Genomic DNA, 18571 nt, shown 5'->3' with positions numbered 1-18571 from the left:
ACCGCCGGCAACCCACACGGGAACCGGCGGCACCACCGTAGCGGGCTGATCGCCCCACGGCCTGATGAGGTAACCCCGACAATGTTGAGCTTTATTGCCCGGCGCCTTGGCCTGCTGATACCGACCTTTTTCGGTATCACCTTGCTGACCTTCGCGCTCATACGCCTGATCCCCGGCGACCCGGTGGAAGTGATGATGGGCGAGCGCAGGGTCGACCCCGAAATGCATGCCCAGGCCATGGAGCGCCTGGGCCTGAACAAGCCGCTGCCGGTCCAGTACCTGGACTACGTCGGCAAGCTGGCCCAGGGTGACCTCGGTGAATCGCTGCGCACCCGCGAGAGCGTGTGGAGCGAGTTCCTCACCCTGTTCCCGGCCACCCTGGAACTGGCCTTTGCCGCCCTGTTGTTCGCCGGCATCGTCGGCCTGCTGGCCGGGGTGATCGCTGCGCTCAAGCGCGGATCGCTGTTCGACCACGGGGTGATGGGCATTTCCCTGGCCGGTTACTCGATGCCGATCTTCTGGTGGGGCCTGATCCTGATCATGTTCTTCTCGGTAAGCCTGGGCTGGACCCCGGTGTCCGGGCGCATCGACCTGCTCTACGACATCGAGCCGAAGACCGGCTTCATGCTCATCGACACCCTGCTCAGCGACGAGGAAGGTGCGTTCAAGGACGCGGTGATGCACCTGATCCTGCCGGCCATCGTGCTCGGCACCATCCCGCTGGCGGTGATTGCCCGCATGACCCGCTCGTCGATGCTCGAAGTGCTGCGCGAGGACTACATCCGCACCGCCCGCGCCAAAGGCCTGTCGCCGGCCCGCGTGGTGTTCGTGCACGGCCTGCGCAACGCGCTGATCCCGGTACTGACCGTATTCGGCCTGCAGGTCGGTACGTTGCTGGCCGGTGCGGTGCTGACCGAAACCATCTTTTCCTGGCCGGGCATCGGCAAGTGGCTGATCGAAGCCATCGGTGCCCGTGACTACCCCGTGGTCCAGAACGGCATCCTGTTGATCGCCTGCCTGGTGATCCTGGTCAACTTCGTCGTGGATATCCTCTACGGCCTGGCCAACCCACGCATTCGTCATCAGCGCTGAGGCCTTCGCCATGACTAGCCCGATTCCGAAATCCGTCACGCCGGCCAGCCCGGTGGACCAGAGCCTGCTCTACCCCTCGCCATACAAAGAATTCTGGCAAGCCTTCGCCCGCAACAAAGGCGCGGTGATGGGCCTGGCCTTCATGTGCCTGGTAGTGTTCTGCGCGCTGTTCGCGCCGTGGGTTGCCCCGCACGACCCGAGCGAGCAGTACCGCGAATTCCTGCTGACCCCACCGGTGTGGCTCGAAGGTGGCAGCTGGCAGTTCATCCTCGGCACCGACGAACTGGGCCGCGACCTGCTTTCGCGGCTGATCCAGGGCGCGCGGCTTTCGCTGCTGATCGGCCTGTCGTCGGTGGTGATGTCGCTGATCCCTGGCATCCTGCTGGGCCTGCTGGCCGGTTTCTTCCCGCAACTGCTCGGCCCGTCGATCATGCGCCTGATGGACGTGATGCTCGCCCTGCCCTCGCTGCTGCTGGCAGTGGCCATCGTCGCCATCCTCGGCCCAGGCCTGATCAACACCGTGATCGCCATCGCCATCGTGTCGTTGCCATCCTACGTGCGCCTGACCCGCGCCGCCGTGATGGGCGAGCTGAACCGCGACTACGTCACCGCCGCACGCCTGGCTGGTGCCGGGCTGCCACGGCTGATGTTCGTCACCGTGCTGCCCAACTGCATGGCACCGCTGATCGTGCAGGCCACCCTCAGCTTCTCCTCGGCCATCCTCGACGCCGCCGCCCTGGGCTTCCTTGGCCTTGGCGTACAGCCGCCGACCCCGGAGTGGGGCACCATGCTGGCTTCGGCCCGTGACTACATCGAGCGCGCCTGGTGGGTGGTGAGCCTGCCCGGCCTGACCATTCTGCTCAGTGTGCTGGCAATCAATCTGATGGGCGACGGCCTGCGCGATGCGCTGGACCCGAAACTCAAGAACGCCGCCTGAGGAGAACGCCATGTCACTGTTGCAGATCAACAACCTGAACGTGCGCTTCGGCGACACCAATGCGGTACCGGTAGTCGATGGCCTGGACCTGACGGTGGAAGCCGGCGAGATCCTGGCCATCGTCGGCGAATCCGGCTCGGGCAAGTCCGTGACCATGATGGCCCTGATGGGCCTGATCGACGCCCCCGGGCGCATCACCGCCGACTCGCTCACCTTCGACGGCACCGACATGCTCAAGCTCAGCGGTCGCCAGCGACGCAAGGTAGTGGGCAAGGACATCGCCATGGTTTTCCAGGACCCGATGACCGCGCTCAACCCCAGCTACACCGTGGGTTACCAGATCGAGGAAGTGCTGCGCCAGCACCTGGGCCTGAAGGGCAAGGCCGCGCGCCAGCGTGCCCTGGAGCTGCTGAAGAAGGTCGAGATCCCGGCTGCGGAAAGCCGCCTGGACGCCTACCCGCACCAGCTGTCCGGCGGCATGAGCCAGCGCGTGGCGATTGCCATGGCGATTGCCGGCGAGCCCAAGCTGCTGATTGCCGACGAACCCACCACTGCGCTGGACGTGACCATCCAGGCGCAGATCATGGAGCTGCTGGTCAACCTGCAGAAGGAGCGCAACATGGCGCTCATCCTGATCACCCACGACCTCGCCGTGGTCGCCGAAACGGCCAGGCGGGTGTGCGTGATGTACGCCGGCCAGGCCGTGGAAGTGGGCCAGGTGCCGGAGCTGTTCGACGTGCCCGCCCACCCCTACAGCGAAGCGTTGCTGGCGGCGATCCCCGAGCACAGCATTGGTGCCGAACGCCTGGCCACCCTGCCCGGCATCGTCCCCGGCCGCTACGACCGCCCCGTGGGTTGCCTGCTGTCACCGCGCTGCCCGTACGTGCAGGACAACTGCCGGCGCCAGCGCCCGCCCCTCGATCCCCAGGCCCATGGCTTGGTGCGTTGCTTCTACCCGCTGAACCAGGAGGTGGCGTGATGGCCGTCGTTCTATCCGCCCGGGAGTTGACCCGGCATTACGAAGTCTCCCGCGGGCTGTTCAAGGGGCACGCCCTGGTCCGCGCGCTGAATGGCGTGTCGTTCGAACTGGAGGCCGGCAAGACCCTGGCCGTGGTCGGCGAATCCGGCTGCGGCAAGTCGACCCTGGCCCGCGCCCTGACCCTGATCGAAGAGCCGTCGTCCGGCTCGCTGCAAATTGCCGGCACCGAAGTGAAAGGCGCCAGCAAGAGCGAGCGCAAGCAACTGCGCCGCGATGTGCAGATGGTGTTCCAGAGCCCCTACGCCTCGCTCAACCCACGGCAGAAGATTGGTGACCAGCTGGCCGAGCCGCTGCTGATCAACACCTCGCTGAGCAAGGCCGAGCGGCGAGAAAAGGTGCAGAAGATGATGGAACAGGTCGGCCTGCGCCCCGAGCATTACCAGCGTTACCCGCACATGTTCTCCGGTGGCCAGCGCCAACGTATTGCCCTGGCCCGGGCAATGATGCTGCAGCCCAAGGTGCTGGTGGCGGACGAGCCGACCTCGGCGCTGGACGTGTCGATCCAGGCCCAGGTGCTGAACCTGTTCATGGACTTGCAGAAGGAGTTCAACACCGCCTACGTGTTTATTTCGCACAACCTTGCGGTGGTGCGGCATGTGGCCGATCAGGTGCTGGTGATGTACCTCGGCCGGCCGGCGGAGATGGGGCCGAAAGAAGATATCTACGAAAGGCCGTTGCACCCATATACCCAGGCGCTGCTGTCGGCGACGCCGGCGATTCACCCGGACCCTTTGAAGCCGAAGATCCGCATTGCCGGGGAGTTGCCCAACCCGCTGAACCCGCCGGATGGGTGTGCGTTTCACAAGCGCTGCCCGTATGCGACCGAGCGGTGTGCCAAGGAGGTGCCGGCGCTCAGGCAGGTGAGTACCCGGCAAGTGGCTTGTCACTATGCCGAGCAGTTTCTTTAGCCTTTGGATAGCCGGGGCTGCTTTGCAGCCCTTTCGCGACACAAGGCCGCTCCTACAAGGGACCGCGATCTCCTGTAGGAGCGGCCTTGTGTCGCGATGGGCCGCAAAGCGGCCCCAAAAATCTCAATGCATGAAGAACCAGATCAGGATAATCACCGGAATCGGCACCGGCCGGCGGAGATTGGGCCGAAGATACCCAACCCGCTGAACACGCCGAATGGGTGTGCGTTTCACAAGCGTTGCCCTTATGCGACCGAGCGGTGTGCCAAGAAGGTGCCGGCGCTCAGGCGGGTGAGTACCCGGCAGGTGGCCTGCCACTATGTCGAGCAGTTTCTTTAACTGTAAGAACACTGGCAGATGCGCTCGGAAGGTAGATGCTGGGCGCACTGCCCCATGAGTTGGTGCGGATCCAACGCTTTGCCCACCCCCCGGTTCCGATACCCCGACTGAACATGTGGCATGTTCGCATCCGCTTCATGCTCAGCAGTGGGCAGGCCATCGGAACTGTCGAGCAGGTATAACTCCCGGCCTTGCTTGACACCATGACGTTCGGCCCAATCAGCCGGCCAAGACAGATCACAGGCCGCCATGGCTTGAGCCAGAACTCCCGCAGTGGTGCCCCAACCGGTGCCGAACTCGATAAAATCCCCCTGGACTGCCGAGCCGTAGACAGCATCCACACCCTCACAGAGCTTCTGCACCGCAGCAACCTGATAGCCACGCACACCTAACGGATAGTTGATTCTTCCTGCCATAATAAAACTCCATTTTTAATTAACAGCGCTCCCTCAGAAGCATTAAGCTTCCGATTCAAAGAGCCGATTAAGAGTCCCGCAATTAACGAGTAAACACGCCGTTAATGTGGAAACACTCCGTACTGCCGGAGCTGCTCCCGCTCAAGTTGCGGATGGCGCTCAAAGGCCGATCGACCATGCATCCAGAAGTGATTGTTGAGTACAATCATGCTGCCGGGCGCCAGAGCAACTTCCTCTACATGCCTGGATGCTTCCAAGGCTGCCTGGAAACGTGCAATGAAGCACGCTTGGGCGATGGTGCTGGGAATTACATACTGATCGACGAATTTTACCTGCCGCCTTCCTGCTTGTTTATAAAGAATGCGCGAGAGACCCGGCTCAAGAGAGCTGAACTTTCTGAAGACATCGTAACGACCGTCCTTTGCCAAGAGCCCATGACGAATGATTTGATTGTCAGGATCATTGTGAAAGTGCTCATAATCTTCCCAGTCCGCCATATGCAATAGGCGTGAGCAACCGCCGACAACATTGCGCTCATGTAATTTCATCATCATCAGCCAGTCGACCGGATTGTCTGCAAATACGCCATCACTGTGCAGACTGAAATCTGCATAGGGATAGAGCAATTTGAACGTCGGATTATTGTCATCAGTAATTCTGGAGATACCGTAATAACCTCCATCAGGGCCTTGAATAGAGGGTTCGGCAATAAGGTGCGACACCGCTGTAGCTACCTTGATGCTGTCTTCCCTAGACAAAGCCGAACCAAATTTGAGAATCGCACACCCCGTGTCATAGTCCTGCAAACAGGACTTGAAGTCTTCAATAACACCTTCGCCCAACTCTTCCAATAAAAAACCGGCAAGCACGTAACGTTTGTAAGGAACGAAGTGAAGATCATTCACCGTGGTGCTTTCTCCGCGCTGAATAAAATTTCTTACCTGCTCCCCAGAAAACTCGTAATGCTTGATACGCCCCTGAGACATTTGCTCCATGGCCTTTTACCTCGACTTACCAACAATCCGTGTTTCATTCAATGTGCTATCACTCGATCGTGACTGGGCCAACTGCAGCGCCATTGCCTTGGTTGATCACAAGACTGCCCGTGCAGGGTTTACTGCGGACGTAAGCTCCAAGGTACTCACCACCCTGAACGAAAGCGCCCCATATCACATGGCTATCCGCCCATACGGATGTACCGTCCCAACGTCCAATACTCACCGCCTGATGCCTCGGAAGCGCCAACACCTGTACCACATGCCGCGCGCATTCCATCTGCTGCATTCGCTCGTGGATCAATGTGTCCCAGGCCTGGGCCGAGACTTCGCTCCCCACCACAACGCCATGACCGCCATAGCCATCGGTTGGTTTGATGACCAGGCACTGCTGTTCGCTGCGCAGCCATTCGATGTCGGCACGTTCAAGCCACTGAGTAAACGGCACATGGGCTTTGAGAAAAGCGCTCTGATCCCCACTGAGGCTGTTTTCCTGATGCATCTCCCAAAGCTGCGCGAATACACCCTTGTCGGCAAAAACCGGGGCCAATGGCGACATTATTAAGTTTGCTGCGCCGTCCTGCAAAGCTTGTATCAACGGCTGCATTCGCGCCTGCCCATCATACAGTTCGTGGTCACTTAGCCATGAGTAGATCGCGTTCACTTCGCGCCCTGCCGCATACAACCTCCCCCCGCGGTAGCTGAAGGCTTCGCAGTCGACCAAAGGCGTATCGACACCGGTATGCAGTGCCAACTCACGACTGAGCTGCTGGCAGTAAGGAGACATCCATGCAACCCCCGCAACACTATCGGTGAAAACCATCGACGCATTTCTGTCAAGCCGATTCATCACATGCGCCGACCACCCTTTCAGAGCATCATGTTCCTGGGTAATGCCGGCAAGACGTGGTAAGGATGCGTAATACATGCCGCCGATCTGACTACCCAGGTTGAGTTCGATGATCTTGAAGCCGTCAACGGTACGGACGATATCCGCACGCGCGAGAATCGAGGAAATTATTGGCTTCGAATATAGCGACAAAAGTAGTTCGATGAGTGATGTCGACTTTCCCAGGTCGCGAGCAAATTGCCCGTGGTTTGCCTGATGGCGATACTCGAATACATGAAACACCAACTCAACCAGACTCTTGGTAATGTTGCCAAACAGCTGATGCTCAGTTTCCAGCAAAGGCGTGCCAGCCAGAATGACCTGATCATTGCGACCGTAGAGTCCTGAACCATAGGCATAGCGGATGATCTGGTTGTCCTTCGTATGTGACATGGCTAATCGTTCCTCGTTGCAAGAGCTTGCAGAGGCAGGCTCAGCGTGCATGGGCAGTCGCCCCCGTAATGCAGCTCCACCTCGGTCTGCATGTCGTTGTCGCTTAGCCACAGCGAAGGGTCACTGAGGCTGACGATAGCGCGCACCTGGCTGGAAGCAGGCAACTCTCTACAGATCAGATTGAAACTATCGAACAGCCAAGGCTGTGCGTAAAAGCCTTCTGCCCGGTCAACCTTTCGGTTGCTCGCACCCAGGTATAGCGCCGTGCGATCAGGCAGCAACGCGTAAAGTCTCACGCATACGTCGGCAGAGCGCCCCACTCGCAGGTACAGCGTGACGCTGGGCACCCCGCACAACGCCAAAGGCTGCTGACCTGCGGCGCTGGTGAAGGCAACACCGGCTGCTGACTCCAGCAATTGGCTGCTGGCTCGATAGGTGGGCTCGTGCTCCATGACGTTGCCGATACATGGTGCAGGACCGGGCAAGATCATGGATATGGACTTGGACGACACCGGCATGTAGCCCAAACCACCTGCGGCGGCACAGTGTAGGGTTAACTTCCGATCACTAAGCTGTGCAAATGAAGTGCTCTCGAACCAACACTCACGGCCCGCCATGTAGTAAAGAACCGGCAATCGGCAGATGGCTGGGCGAGCCCCTCCGTCCAACGTGAAGCGGTACCACTGGATGTGCAGCTCGAGCAGGTCGAGACAACTGGCAGAGTTGTGTTCCAAGCCGCCGAAGCATGCCCTTGGTTGCCGCGTCCCGTCGTGGTCCCACGGCCCGATGACTAATAACGATTTGCCACGCTGGCGCTCACTTAGCTGTGTGTAATAACCAAGCGTCCCTCGCTGGTCATCGTCATGAGTCCCCGTGATGAACAATGCGGGAATATCGAGGCCAGCCATGCAACCCAGGTCGGGCAACAGCCTTTGCCAATACTTGTCGTTGCCCAACTCGTAGAGCCAACGCCGCAACGTCACGGCCTGGTTTCCTGCAGCGGCAATCAAGGCAGCCGGATTAGACGCGCTGACAGCACGCAGACGGTTGTTCCAGAAGCCGTTATCCAGATACCGCTCTTCATCTTCGGCTCGCTGAGCCACATACGCGAGCCAGCGACTGGCATACAGATACAGCAGGCCATTGACGGCAGGAAAGTCGACGCCTGGATGAACCGAGGCAACCGGCGCGAGGCTTTTCAGCCCTCCAACGGGCTCCTTGCAGGCTGCCCACTGAACGAAACCCGAGTACGAGCCTCCATACATCCCGACGCGACCATTGGACCACGCTTGAGTGACTATCCAGCGGATCACATGACGTGCATCCTCGCCGTCATGCTCAAAAGGCTCAAAGCAACCTGATGATGCGCCACAACCGCGCGAATCCACAACCACCATAGCAAACCCGGCCGTACTGAAGCGCTGTCCATCCTGCTGATATCGCTGAGCTCCGTATGGCGTCATCACCAGAATGCTCGAGTACAGTTCAACCCGTTCGACGCTTCGATACACTTGGATATTCAGCACATGGCCACCGGCGCATACAAGCGAGTGCTGCTCGATACGAGGATGCTGGATCACGAGGCTACCTCGGTCTGGCCATGCAGCTGCACCACTTGCGCGGGCAACTCACGTTGCCCACGGTAATGCACAAGCTCCACCTGGTTTACATGCAGCGACTCAATCTGTGCCAGTTGCATCGGTATATCACTGATCACGGATTGCCAATGTTCCGGCGAGACATCAGGGCAATGGGCTAGTGAGACATGGAACAACCATTCATTTACAGGCACCTGCTCGACACAGGCTAGGCCCTCACACCTAGCGATCGCTCGAAACGCTTGCAGGGCATCGCGCATCACCTGGTCAGCCTGAGCACTTGCCAACAGCAGGCAAGATGGCGCAGCCAAAGCCCGCAACCCTTCGAAGTACAACGATAACGGTCCTTGGGCGTTCGCCCACTGCTTGACCAGTTCTCGGATGGATGCGATGTAGCGTCTAAACGATGTGAACATGTTGCCTCTCTTTGTCGACCTGTTTACGTCTCCCTTTACAGCAGCGTCATGTGTCCCTTCTGCTCAAGGCTCGCTCAACGCCATCAGCGGTATTCAGTGCCATCGCCACGATAGCCAGCGTAGGAGGGCAATCCAGTGCCGTAGGCAGGATCGACGCATCGCCAACGAAAAGCCCTTTGACTTTGTGAACCTGGCCGTCGAGGCCAACCACCGACTGCTTGGCACTGGTTCCCATGGCACAAGTACCCGCTTCGTGGCTGATGCCGGCGCCTCCCAGCGACAACGTTTCCAGAAGCCGGAAAACGCGACCGTCGCATTGCTGCGCCAGTGACTGGGCGATCTCGTTGCCAACTCTGTCCATGTCTTGCGCCAGCTCGAGGTCCTCTGTATTCCAGCGGCTGTTGAAGCGAGGCAGCGCCCGCTCAAGACTGTCGCGAAGCTCTGGATCAAGGTCCAGGAAGCGTTCAGCTGTTGGCCCGAGTTCGCCGATGACGTAAATCAGGTACCCCGCGTAATCCACCGACTGCTGCCGGGACAGGCCGATCTGGCTAAGGTGCTGCTCTTCCAACTGATCCAAAGCATCCGGGCCATGTAATTCGACGGTGAAACCGCCCCGATAAGCCTTGCCGGGTGACTCGACCCTAGGCATGAAAGCAACGTTGTGCCCATTCGTAAGGTAATTGTCCGGTCCCGGCTGGCGAGTGGTTAGTACCAGATAGACGGCCACGATATGGTCGCTGAGCCCCTGACCCACCGAGCCCGCGGCATCCGAATGCAGGCTGAGGTTGGAGTCGAGCAGAATCCTTGTCGTTTCAACCGGCGACGGGCACAGCACAACAGCACGTGCGCGGCATCGGCGTACGTCGCCGCTATGCACATCGAAATACTCCAACCCGGTACAGCGGCTATTGCTCAGGGTCACGCGTGTGCAGATACGCCCTGTAGACAGAGTCAGGTAGCCAACGCCGGACACATGACCATCGAGGGGGTGATACGGCCTCTCCTTCAAGGGGCCCTTGGCGGCCAATTTGGGCTGGACTGCAAGCCCCAGGTCGCGGGAAATCACATCGAAATCAGAAGGTAGCGACAAACGGACCGTCTTCAGGGTCCGTGCTGCACGCTTTAGCAAGGGTTGCATATGCTCGTATGAAATCGGCCATGGCCGCCCCCAGGACTGGGCGTCGCCCCAAGAGCGTCGATCAGGCCAGGCAGCCCAACCACCCCACAACAGCGCCCGCCCTCCTGCCGCACGCACACGCGTCCAGTTATAGTGCTCCCCTTGGCAACTATATCGCCACATCGCCGTGTCTATCGCCAATTGCGGCTCCAGATGCTGGCGAAATTCAGCCATGCTGGCAAAGCGACGGTTCACGTCTGTCGCCTTACCCGCCTCCAGCACCTGGCAACGTATGCGCCGGGCAGCCAGCTGGCGGGCCACGGCCATACCGCTGATACCACTGCCGACCACCAACACTTCATCTTCACTGTCTTGTACGGACATGCGTCGCTCCCTGAAATCAGCCCTGTCAGCGGTAAGCGATCAACTGCGCCACTGCGTGAAAATGCGTTGTCCGCCGGTCTCCGCAGGTTTCGCTGGTCAAGACGGCGATCTGCTCATCCAATACATCGCGCTCGACCAAGCCAGCATCGACATATCGCTGACCACTTGCCATCAAGGACAGTGCCATATAGTGTCTGGCCTGTTCATAAGTGAGAGAAGCGAAGTTCAACGCATCATCCTGCACGCAAAATCCTGCCTGGCTGACATGGTTCAACAGACGCCCGCCATAGTTCGGATCAATGTGCTGAACTTCGCAATAACGCCGATACAGGTCGACACAGAATTGCCACAACTGGCGATCTGCCTGGCTACGGAACACAGAAATGGCCGGTTCCTCCAGTGCAAGCACTGCCCCAGGGGGCATCGCATCGAACAGCCTGCACAAGAGGCTCGCCGAATGTGTCAAGTGCATAAGCACGAAACGCCCATGCACTAGATCGACCGCCTGCAACTCAGGTACACCCCGCTCAAGATCAGCCTGTTGACAGACAATGTTATCGAGGCCAGCCTCTACCGCGCGGGCGGAGATTGAGGCGAGTGCTTCCGTCGATCTATCCAGCGCAACCACGACACCTTTGGGGCCAACCTGCCGTGCAAGCCAGAACGTCATGGCCCCTGTACCACAGCCTAATTCGAGCACACGCTTGCCTGGGGCAATTCCAACCTTCTTCAGAAGCCGCTGGCTCCCCTGCTCGAGGATGGCCTGGAAACTGGCCAGACGCCGAGTAACCGGCTCTTCGACGACGTTACTCATGTACGCTCGCCCTCACGGCATAGTTCCGCGCCGGCTTCACGCTCGAGAGCATCGCAGAAGGAACGCATGGTTGCGTCATCGACATCGGCGCGTGGCATCACTCTCAAGCCGGCCATCGACTTTGGTACCACTGGGAAGAATACCGCCGATGTATAAAAGCCTTTATCGAGCAAGGTTCTGGCCAAACTGACGGCCTGATCCGGACGTTTGAGCATGACCACCCTGATCGGCGACAGAAGCCCTTCGTTCTGCGACTTGAAGCGGCTGTCGAGCATGTTCAGGTTATGCAACCATGCCTGCTGGCGCTCCTTAAGCACCTCACTGCGATGCAACGCCAATGACGCCAGCGCACCACCGATGCCGGCAGAGTTGAGGTATTGCGACCAAGCGTTGCCATAACGCACCAGCAGCGTCTTCAGCTCAGGATTACCACTGAGCAACATACCGCCTGCAGCACCGAAAGCCTTAGCCAGCGAAGCGACTACGATTGTTCGCTCATTCAACTTACCTAGCCCCTGAAGTACATGCCCCTGACCGCGCGCTCCGGTAATTGACAAGCCGTGTGAGTCATCCAGATAAAGGAATAACTTGTAGCGTTCCTGCAGGCGTTTAAGAGCTTCCAGCGGCGCAAAGCCTTCGATGCTGTATGTACCATCGGCGACATACACAACTCGTTCGTGCTGTTTGCACACATCCTCGAGAAAGGCGATGTCGTTATGCTCGCAGGTCAGCACCTGTGTCTCGTCCGCACACAATGGTTTGAGGTGCGCCATTGAGAAATGCGCCTGCTTATCGAAGACCATGACCGGCTTGATGCCATCGGTCAGCACACCTGATGCCAGGATTGGCAAACAGGCTGAGGTCGCAGCCGCGCAGGAGTTGTAGGCCACGGCATAACCGCCAAAATGGCAGGAGAGTTCGTCTTCCAACTGCGCAAGCAGCTTGATGGAAAGGCGACAGCGGGCAGTTGTCAGGTGCAAGGCACCAGCCGCATCGATACCCTGCTTGGCACCCTCTAGGATGGCTGGGTGAGTGTCAAGGCCCAGATAGGAGCACGAACACATGTTGATGAATTCCCGCCCGGTATGGGACAGGTAAGGTGCTTGGCGGTACTCCACGCTCAAGTCCACGATGCCCGCTTTGCTCGCAACGTCCCACGAAGGCTGACTGAACTCAATCATCTTGCGCATGTTCTGGTGCTTGTTCATCGCTGTACTCCTTCTTCGTCCTGAAAATGGGTCAACCTCGTGCCAGCAGACGCCTGGCCTCCTCGATGATGGGCGCCCCCACCATCTCGCCATCGACCCGACAAATATTGCCGTCACTCAGGCGAGCCGCTTCCACGATTTTGCGGGCACGCATCAAGGCCTGTGGCGAAGGAGAAAACGCTGTATTGATAGCCTCGATTTGAGACGGATGAATAACGCACCGGCCGTCAAACCCCAAACTCTTGACTTTCTGGCAATCGTCCCTCAGGCCAGCCAGGTCGGCGATGTCGAAGTAAGGGGTATCAATTGCCACGGCGTGACAGGTACGTGCGGCGTGAACGATGGCCATGCGCGCCATCAGCAACGTTTCCCAGCAAATCTCGGCACCGATGCTCCGGGTATAGTCAGCGGAGCCGAACACCAGGCCGGAAAGTTTGGGCGAATTGGCCGCAATCTCGGCAATATTGTCCACACCCTTAATACTTTCGATGAGTGCGTAGTAGCGATGATTCGCCGAATAGTGCGCAGTCAACGCGTGCACGGCAGCAATATCACGTGATGATTCGACTTTCGGTACAAGCACGATATCGGGAGCGCGTTTGGCCTTACGCAAGAACATGAGGTCTTCATAACCTTCGCCACTATCGATGCTATTGATGCGAACCGCGACTTGGGCATCACTGGTGCGGTCCAGATGCAGGCACTCGAGCAATGCTTCGCGAGCCTCCTGCTTGCTGGTGGCCGCAACTGAGTCTTCAAGGTCGATCAACGACATATCGACATCGGTGTCCAATCCCTTGCGAAAGCGGTCCACCCGCAGCGCTGGCGTGAAAAGAATGGAGCGATGACGGATGATTCTGCTCATATCGTTTCCTCTGGTTCTGACTCAATGGAAGTGCTAAGCACGCAGCGTGACGGTCAACGTCGGATTGCCTTCGGCATCTGAAACCCAAAGCAGGACGTGGTCGTTGCGCTTCGTCAGGTTCAACTGCAGCGCCATGCCCAGATAACTGGGTCGTAGTGCACGGGCGGTGTAGGCACCACTGAATGCTCCTAGCTGGCTGGCACGGGCCAGCTTCAATAAGAGCTGAATCAGCAAGGGACCATGAATAACCAAGCCTGGATACCCCTCGACCTGAGTGGCATATGGCTGATCGAAATGAATGCGATGTGCGACACCGAGCAATGCCGAGTACTTGAACAAGACAACCTCGTCCAACATCAGTACCTGCTGCATCTCAGGAACGGGCATAGGTTGCTGCGGTGCCGTGAGTGCCTGTACCTGCCCGACAGCTTGTGCGGCCTTGTAAACAACGGTCTTCGCTTCTTCCATCAGCACTTGAACGCCACGGCGCCAGCGCATGACTTCGCGGCTGAACGCCAGCTCTCCGCTGCTGCCCTGCTTGATTACCACCACCGGCTCATCGCGTTCACAGGTCACGTGATCCTTCAGCCGAATCGGATGAGTCACCCGAACTTCGGTTGCTGCCCACATGCGCTTAGTCAGATGAACGGGGACATCGGATGAACGTTCCTGCGGGTGACCGTCAACCCCATGCTGTAACCAAGGATCGCTGGTATGGGTGAACAGCTGGTGCCAGCCCAAAGGCAACAGTTGCTCAGCGCTGTCAACAACTGTGCGATCACCACAAAGCGCTGCAAATCCATTGACCTTGCCAAGGTCAAGCTTCACGTCCTCAATGCGCTCCAACATGACTGTCCTCCTTGTTGCGCACTGAGGCGAACAGAGGCCTGGTACACTCCGGCAATTCAATAGCGCTGGCATAGGCCGCCTTCAGGACACCCCAGAAGTAGCGATAGCTGGCGCGATCATGCAACTGATTGTCGTGTCGAATCGGCGCCCAGCCCTCGGCATGGGCCAAGACCAGAATCTGCACGGCACGTTCGATCAATACCTGCTCTGGTCGCGAAGCCTTGAGAATCGGTTCAATCTGATCCGGATGAATACTCCACATCCTGCGGAAACCGAGCTCATTGAATGCACGCGCCGCATGTGCGGTAACGACCTGGGCATCCTTGAGTTCGGAACACAGCGAGTGCGAGGCGACCTTGCCATGGATTTGACACAATGTGGAAATGCGTACTTTGACATCGTTGATGATTGGCGAAGCGAACTCGTTCGGAGAGTTGATCAACGACATCGGTAACGCCCCGGCAAATGACGAGACATAATCGAGTAGACCAAAACTCACACATTCAACTTCCGGCAATCGTACGATGGCTTCGAGTTCGCCAAGCACGCCAAGATCTTCAACCATGACATGCAGGGTAACCCTCTGTTGCATCCCCGCCTGCTCGCACAACTCGGCAATGTAGGCTGCTACCGTTTTAACCTGAGCAACGCCGGTGACTTTGGGAAGGGTCACATAGGCTGGTGGCCGCAGCCCGGCCCGAATGGTGTGTTCACACTGCAAGCGCCAGAAATTGCTGCTGGCGTCATGTATGCGGATACCTACACGTCCGTGCAGGTAGTCTCCATCATTCAGCACCGCCGCAGTTAGCTGTATTTGTTCGCACTCATTTCCAGACAAACTGCCGTCTTCAAAATCCAGTGTGACATCGAACGCGCCGTCCATGTTCGCTTGCAACTCCAAAGCCTTGTACATGAACCGCTCGATACCCGCGTAGTGATCGACTACCGGCAACCTGCGAGGGATACTCCCGCCACCGAACAAGATCCGGTCCGGTATAAATTCTTTCATTGATCATTCTCCGCACGCGCCCATGCAGAATCACAGACGCAAGCTGTCGGTGGTCGCCGATACAGCGACTTCATTGGATTGCAATTAGGCAGTGGTTCAGGTCAGGACGAGCGCCTGTCGACGATCAATCTACCCTTGCGGCGCGTTGCCTCAGAGAAATAGGCAAAGTCTTCAAGACGACAATCAATGACCTGCGCATGCGGCGCGAGCTCAGGTATCTGCACAAGCAGGCCATTGCGGATAAAGCTGCTTAGGTCGTCTCGGGTAAGCTGATGACCTTCGAGCAGCGAAACAATTACTTCCAGACGGCCATCGTGGATGTGCAGTTGCAGTCGAGTGACAGGTGCCTTGTCATCCAGATAGCGAATCACTTCAAACACGTCGGTTTCGTTGAACTGAACATCCTGAAAATGATGTGCAAATGGGAACTTGCGTCCTATCACGCGGAGCTTGCGCTTGCTCGGCGACTTTTCCACCCAGCAAGCATAGTCACCCGTATCGATACGAATCGCGGGAGCGGCAATTCGCGTCAAGCTGGTAGCCACGCACTTACCAACCCGGCCAAACGTCTCAATAGGCAAGCCCGTCACTTCATCGATAACCTCGACAATACAGGCGCCCTCGAAAACGGAGAACTCGTTGAGCGCATCACCCGGCTCGCTGTATCCCAACGCCCCCGTTTCGGTGGTACCGAACATGAAGGAGACGATCTCGGCATTGGGGAACGCTCGACGAATTACTTCGAACTGCGCACCATAAAGCAGCTCCCCCCCTCCCAGCAGACGCTCTACCTCATGATTGACCAAGCCCCGACTGGTCATATGGTGAGCCAGCCCCAGAAACGTGGAATTGACACCCGCCAATACATTCGAGTGATACTTGGTGATGACCCCATAAATGTGGTCATAGTCATAGTCGCAGCCAAGCGGCACCTCCGAAATCTTTCCGGGAAAGCGCTCGACGACGCTGTGAATGATGCGATAGGACAGATATGCACTGGCGCACAAGTTGGTTAACCGATCATTCTCTTTGAGCAAACCATTTTTCCAATGCTGCGAAGCGAGTAGCCGTGTGTGAGTGTCCCATTCATCGCGTCCGAACAGCGTCACCTTGGCCTTGCCGGTCGAAGCGGATGACTCGAAGATCAGGCCATGGGTATTGCCATTGGCAAATACGAAATCCGGCTCTTCGTCATGGACAAAATCCATAAGTTGCTCATTGGTCAAAACGGGTAGATGGTTCAACTCGTAAGACGCTTGCGGTTTGAGTTGAGCGTATAGCTTCTGGTAGATGACGGAATGCGTGCGCGCAATATTGACAATCTGGTCAAGCGAATAGATGTTCATAAGCTGCTCCCTAGCATGTTCCCAGCCCTGATCGGAGTAAGGGGGTACCGTTGTCGGTTAGCCTGCTATCAGGTAACGCCGTCGACTCAGACGCCGACGTTCAGCACGACCTTCCCTATGTTTCGGTTGTTTTCCATCAACTCGAGCGCCCGCTCCACGTCTGCAAAGGGGAATACGGCGCCGATCACGGGTTTTAGCAAGCCGCCCGCGATGGCCGTGCTCCATCGCCCAACAAAATCCCGGGTTACCTGACGACGCTCCACCAGTGGCCGCTTACGCAGTACGACGCCCTGAAGGTTGAGGCGCTTGTTGATGATTGGTACAAAGTTGGCCTGCCATTCAAAGCGGTCGAGCAGGCCGACCATGGCAAGCGTACCTCCTGCCCGCAGCGCGGCAAGGTTGCCTGCGAAGTAGCGTCCGCCGACAAAGTCGACAACCAAGTCCACCTCCCCGGATAGCGCCTGCGCAAATTCGGAGCCATGACCACATAACACATCGTGAGCACCCAGTTCATAGAGTGCCTTTACTTTGTCGGGTGATCCGGTTGTGCAGATCGCCCTACCACCAGCTAGTCGCACCATCTGGACCGCCATGCTGCCGACACCGCTGGCAGCAGCATGGATCAACACATCTTGGCCCGGCTGCAGTTGCCCGACGCTGAACAACGCGGTATCGGCCGTTAGCCCTGCCTCTGCGACTGCAGCGGCGTCGACATAGCTCCAATGGTGAGGGACCGCCATGGCCATACCTTCGTCGATTATGCAGTGAGTGGAGAACCCCCCACCCGGTACGACCCCAAATACTCGATCGCCTGGCCGAAAAGCTTTGACCTCGGAACCACAGGCGACGACTTCGCCCGAAACCTCCACGCCCGGAACCTGCGTCTCACCTGGAGCAGGCTGGTAACGCCCTTCGCGCTGCAGTAAGTCAGCACGATTCAATGCGGTGGCCATGGTTCGCAAAAGCAACTCCTGACTGCCCAGTGCAGGCAGCGCGTGCCTATCGAAACTGACGCCCGCTGGCGAACTGCGGGTATCAAAACATACGGAGTACGCCGTTGAATCTTGATAGTTCATCACGTGGCAGCATCCTTGTTAACGGAGACCAAACTTGGATAGGCATCAGAAAGTGGCCATCCCACCATCGACTCTAATATTCGCTCCACTGATCCACTGAGAGTCGTCACTCGCCAGCAGTACTGCGGCCCCCAGATAGTCATGAGGCAGGCCTGCTCTGCCCAGAGGGATGTCTGCTGCCCGTACACGCCAAAGATCAGGACTATCTCCCCATTGATCACGGTTTGCCTGGGTTTCAGTCAGGCCTGGGGAGATGACATTGGAGCGAATTCCATACTCGCCCAATTCAAGGGCGATCCCCTCGGACATTGCATTCAAGGCGGCTTTGGATGCCTGGTAGTGAACCATCCGACTTCTTGCCCGCTGAGCACTCAGTGAGGAAATATGAATCAGACTGCCAGGCGTTTCGCAGCTCACCATGTGCCGAGCGACTTGTTGGGAAATCAACATGGCATTGATGAGATTTACGCTGATTACACGTTGCAGCTCATGCTCGGTGATTTCAAGAAAAGCTTGACGAGCGAATACCCCGGCATTGTTGACCAGAACATCGATATGTCCGAGCGTCGTGATCGCCTGTTCGACAAGCTGTTTGGCCTGGCTCTGGTCTGCAATATTGCATGCCATCGCATGGGCACGCCCATCCCCTCCCAAGGCTGCTTCGCGGCAGATTACATCGGCACTGATGGCATCGCTGAAATAGCTGAAAAAGACGCTGGCGCCTTCCTCCAAGAAACCTTGGACCAACGCACGGCCAATCCCATTAGATCCCCCGGTTACGAGGATTTTCTTTCCTTTGAGTTTCATCGTAGCTCCATCCCATTGTTCGAAAATTTGGGAATAGATAGCACGCTGTTAACCAATCCTTGGACAACACACAG

Annotated in this window: 18 protein-coding genes and 1 pseudogene; 5 read left to right on the top strand and 14 right to left on the bottom strand. The window is 57.9% G+C overall.

Going from position 1 to position 18571, the window contains the following annotated elements:
• The first annotated feature begins 81 nt into the window (after positions 1 to 81).
• From AC2T3R_RS04575 to AC2T3R_RS04555, 5 genes and pseudogenes are all read left to right on the top strand, one after another.
• Positions 82 to 1092 (top strand): ABC transporter permease subunit, encoded by a 1011-nt coding sequence (locus tag AC2T3R_RS04575; protein WP_012316108.1) that lies wholly within the window; start codon positions 82 to 84, stop codon positions 1090 to 1092.
• A 10-nt stretch (positions 1093 to 1102) separates the two neighbouring features.
• Positions 1103 to 2029: an ABC transporter permease subunit gene (locus tag AC2T3R_RS04570; protein WP_015269040.1), complete on the top strand. Its 927-nt coding sequence runs from the start codon at positions 1103 to 1105 to the stop codon at positions 2027 to 2029.
• Between the two features lie 10 nt (positions 2030 to 2039).
• Positions 2040 to 3008 carry an ABC transporter ATP-binding protein gene (locus AC2T3R_RS04565; protein ID WP_054573153.1) on the top strand — a complete coding sequence of 323 codons (969 nt, stop codon included), beginning with the start codon at positions 2040 to 2042 and terminating at the stop codon, positions 3006 to 3008.
• On the top strand, positions 3008 to 3976 hold the full coding sequence (locus AC2T3R_RS04560) for a peptide ABC transporter ATP-binding protein (RefSeq protein WP_024086321.1): 969 nt from the start codon (positions 3008 to 3010) through the stop codon (positions 3974 to 3976). Before AC2T3R_RS04565 ends, AC2T3R_RS04560 begins: the two co-directional genes overlap by 1 nt.
• A 123-nt stretch (positions 3977 to 4099) precedes the next feature.
• A pseudogene (locus tag AC2T3R_RS04555) lies at positions 4100 to 4315 on the top strand (oligopeptide/dipeptide ABC transporter ATP-binding protein); the annotation flags it as partial.
• Here the strand turns inward: AC2T3R_RS04555 and AC2T3R_RS04550 are convergent.
• The 14 genes from AC2T3R_RS04550 to AC2T3R_RS04485 all read right to left on the bottom strand — a co-directional run bounded on the left by AC2T3R_RS04550 (position 4312) and on the right by AC2T3R_RS04485 (position 18497).
• A complete protein-coding gene (locus tag AC2T3R_RS04550) occupies positions 4312 to 4731 on the bottom strand; it encodes a hypothetical protein (RefSeq protein ID WP_054573155.1) in 420 nt (139 codons plus the stop codon). The pseudogene AC2T3R_RS04555 and the gene AC2T3R_RS04550 sit on opposite strands and share 4 nt — an antisense overlap.
• 101 nt (positions 4732 to 4832) lie before the next feature.
• On the bottom strand, positions 4833 to 5726 hold the full coding sequence (locus AC2T3R_RS04545) for a carbon starvation induced protein CsiD (protein WP_486744704.1): 894 nt from the start codon (positions 5724 to 5726) through the stop codon (positions 4833 to 4835).
• Positions 5727 to 5775: 49 nt separating this feature from the next.
• Positions 5776 to 7008, bottom strand: a complete 1233-nt coding sequence (locus AC2T3R_RS04540) for a hypothetical protein (protein WP_253138908.1) — start codon at positions 7006 to 7008, stop codon at positions 5776 to 5778.
• Between the two features lie 2 nt (positions 7009 to 7010).
• On the bottom strand, positions 7011 to 8588 hold the full coding sequence (locus tag AC2T3R_RS04535; RefSeq protein WP_253138905.1) for a CocE/NonD family hydrolase: 1578 nt from the start codon (positions 8586 to 8588) through the stop codon (positions 7011 to 7013).
• Positions 8585 to 9022 (bottom strand): 2'-5' RNA ligase family protein, encoded by a 438-nt coding sequence (locus AC2T3R_RS04530; protein ID WP_253138902.1) that lies wholly within the window; start codon positions 9020 to 9022, stop codon positions 8585 to 8587. The genes AC2T3R_RS04535 and AC2T3R_RS04530 overlap by 4 nt, the downstream gene beginning before the upstream one ends.
• A 46-nt stretch (positions 9023 to 9068) precedes the next feature.
• Entirely contained in the window at positions 9069 to 10523 is a 1455-nt protein-coding gene (locus tag AC2T3R_RS04525) for a GMC oxidoreductase (protein ID WP_486744703.1), read from the bottom strand.
• 25 nt (positions 10524 to 10548) lie between these two features.
• The gene (locus AC2T3R_RS04520) at positions 10549 to 11337 is read right to left on the bottom strand and encodes a class I SAM-dependent methyltransferase (RefSeq protein ID WP_253138896.1); all 789 of its coding nucleotides are present in this window, start codon (positions 11335 to 11337) and stop codon (positions 10549 to 10551) included.
• Positions 11334 to 12545: an aminotransferase class I/II-fold pyridoxal phosphate-dependent enzyme gene (locus AC2T3R_RS04515; protein ID WP_253138893.1), complete on the bottom strand. Its 1212-nt coding sequence runs from the start codon at positions 12543 to 12545 to the stop codon at positions 11334 to 11336. Before AC2T3R_RS04515 ends, AC2T3R_RS04520 begins: the two co-directional genes overlap by 4 nt.
• A 31-nt stretch (positions 12546 to 12576) precedes the next feature.
• Positions 12577 to 13410 (bottom strand): HpcH/HpaI aldolase/citrate lyase family protein, encoded by an 834-nt coding sequence (locus AC2T3R_RS04510; protein WP_253138890.1) that lies wholly within the window; start codon positions 13408 to 13410, stop codon positions 12577 to 12579.
• A 33-nt stretch (positions 13411 to 13443) separates the two neighbouring features.
• Positions 13444 to 14259: an HTD2 family dehydratase gene (locus AC2T3R_RS04505; protein WP_253138886.1), complete on the bottom strand. Its 816-nt coding sequence runs from the start codon at positions 14257 to 14259 to the stop codon at positions 13444 to 13446.
• The gene (locus AC2T3R_RS04500; RefSeq protein ID WP_486744702.1) at positions 14243 to 15268 is read right to left on the bottom strand and encodes an HpcH/HpaI aldolase/citrate lyase family protein; all 1026 of its coding nucleotides are present in this window, start codon (positions 15266 to 15268) and stop codon (positions 14243 to 14245) included. The genes AC2T3R_RS04505 and AC2T3R_RS04500 overlap by 17 nt, the downstream gene beginning before the upstream one ends.
• A 101-nt stretch (positions 15269 to 15369) precedes the next feature.
• Entirely contained in the window at positions 15370 to 16614 is a 1245-nt protein-coding gene (locus AC2T3R_RS04495; protein WP_486744701.1) for a phenylacetate--CoA ligase family protein, read from the bottom strand.
• Positions 16615 to 16700: 86 nt separating this feature from the next.
• Positions 16701 to 17690: an NAD(P)H-quinone oxidoreductase gene (locus AC2T3R_RS04490; RefSeq protein WP_253138878.1), complete on the bottom strand. Its 990-nt coding sequence runs from the start codon at positions 17688 to 17690 to the stop codon at positions 16701 to 16703.
• A 45-nt stretch (positions 17691 to 17735) separates the two neighbouring features.
• On the bottom strand, positions 17736 to 18497 hold the full coding sequence (locus AC2T3R_RS04485; RefSeq protein ID WP_253138875.1) for an SDR family NAD(P)-dependent oxidoreductase: 762 nt from the start codon (positions 18495 to 18497) through the stop codon (positions 17736 to 17738).
• Positions 18498 to 18571: the final 74 nt, after the last annotated feature.

This window comes from Pseudomonas sp. PVC-5-1 (assembly GCF_057444345.1).
Note: the sequence above shows the minus strand (reverse complement) of the source record. Positions and strands in the feature narration are given on the sequence as shown.

Coding starts and splice junctions, on each gene's coding strand:
- AC2T3R_RS04485 (WP_253138875.1), bottom strand. CDS start 18,497: ATGAAACTCAAAGGAAAGAAAATCCTCGTAACCGGGGGATCTAATGGG.
- AC2T3R_RS04515 (WP_253138893.1), bottom strand. CDS start 12,545: ATGAACAAGCACCAGAACATGCGCAAGATGATTGAGTTCAGTCAGCCT.
- AC2T3R_RS04565 (WP_054573153.1), top strand. CDS start 2,040: ATGTCACTGTTGCAGATCAACAACCTGAACGTGCGCTTCGGCGACACC.
- AC2T3R_RS04525 (WP_486744703.1), bottom strand. CDS start 10,523: ATGTCCGTACAAGACAGTGAAGATGAAGTGTTGGTGGTCGGCAGTGGT.
- AC2T3R_RS04530 (WP_253138902.1), bottom strand. CDS start 9,022: ATGTTCACATCGTTTAGACGCTACATCGCATCCATCCGAGAACTGGTC.
- AC2T3R_RS04495 (WP_486744701.1), bottom strand. CDS start 16,614: ATGAACATCTATTCGCTTGACCAGATTGTCAATATTGCGCGCACGCAT.
- AC2T3R_RS04540 (WP_253138908.1), bottom strand. CDS start 7,008: ATGTCACATACGAAGGACAACCAGATCATCCGCTATGCCTATGGTTCA.
- AC2T3R_RS04570 (WP_015269040.1), top strand. CDS start 1,103: ATGACTAGCCCGATTCCGAAATCCGTCACGCCGGCCAGCCCGGTGGAC.
- AC2T3R_RS04560 (WP_024086321.1), top strand. CDS start 3,008: ATGGCCGTCGTTCTATCCGCCCGGGAGTTGACCCGGCATTACGAAGTC.
- AC2T3R_RS04500 (WP_486744702.1), bottom strand. CDS start 15,268: ATGAAAGAATTTATACCGGACCGGATCTTGTTCGGTGGCGGGAGTATC.
- AC2T3R_RS04550 (WP_054573155.1), bottom strand. CDS start 4,731: ATGGCAGGAAGAATCAACTATCCGTTAGGTGTGCGTGGCTATCAGGTT.
- AC2T3R_RS04510 (WP_253138890.1), bottom strand. CDS start 13,410: ATGAGCAGAATCATCCGTCATCGCTCCATTCTTTTCACGCCAGCGCTG.
- AC2T3R_RS04575 (WP_012316108.1), top strand. CDS start 82: ATGTTGAGCTTTATTGCCCGGCGCCTTGGCCTGCTGATACCGACCTTT.
- AC2T3R_RS04505 (WP_253138886.1), bottom strand. CDS start 14,259: ATGTTGGAGCGCATTGAGGACGTGAAGCTTGACCTTGGCAAGGTCAAT.
- AC2T3R_RS04545 (WP_486744704.1), bottom strand. CDS start 5,726: ATGGAGCAAATGTCTCAGGGGCGTATCAAGCATTACGAGTTTTCTGGG.
- AC2T3R_RS04520 (WP_253138896.1), bottom strand. CDS start 11,337: ATGAGTAACGTCGTCGAAGAGCCGGTTACTCGGCGTCTGGCCAGTTTC.
- AC2T3R_RS04490 (WP_253138878.1), bottom strand. CDS start 17,690: ATGAACTATCAAGATTCAACGGCGTACTCCGTATGTTTTGATACCCGC.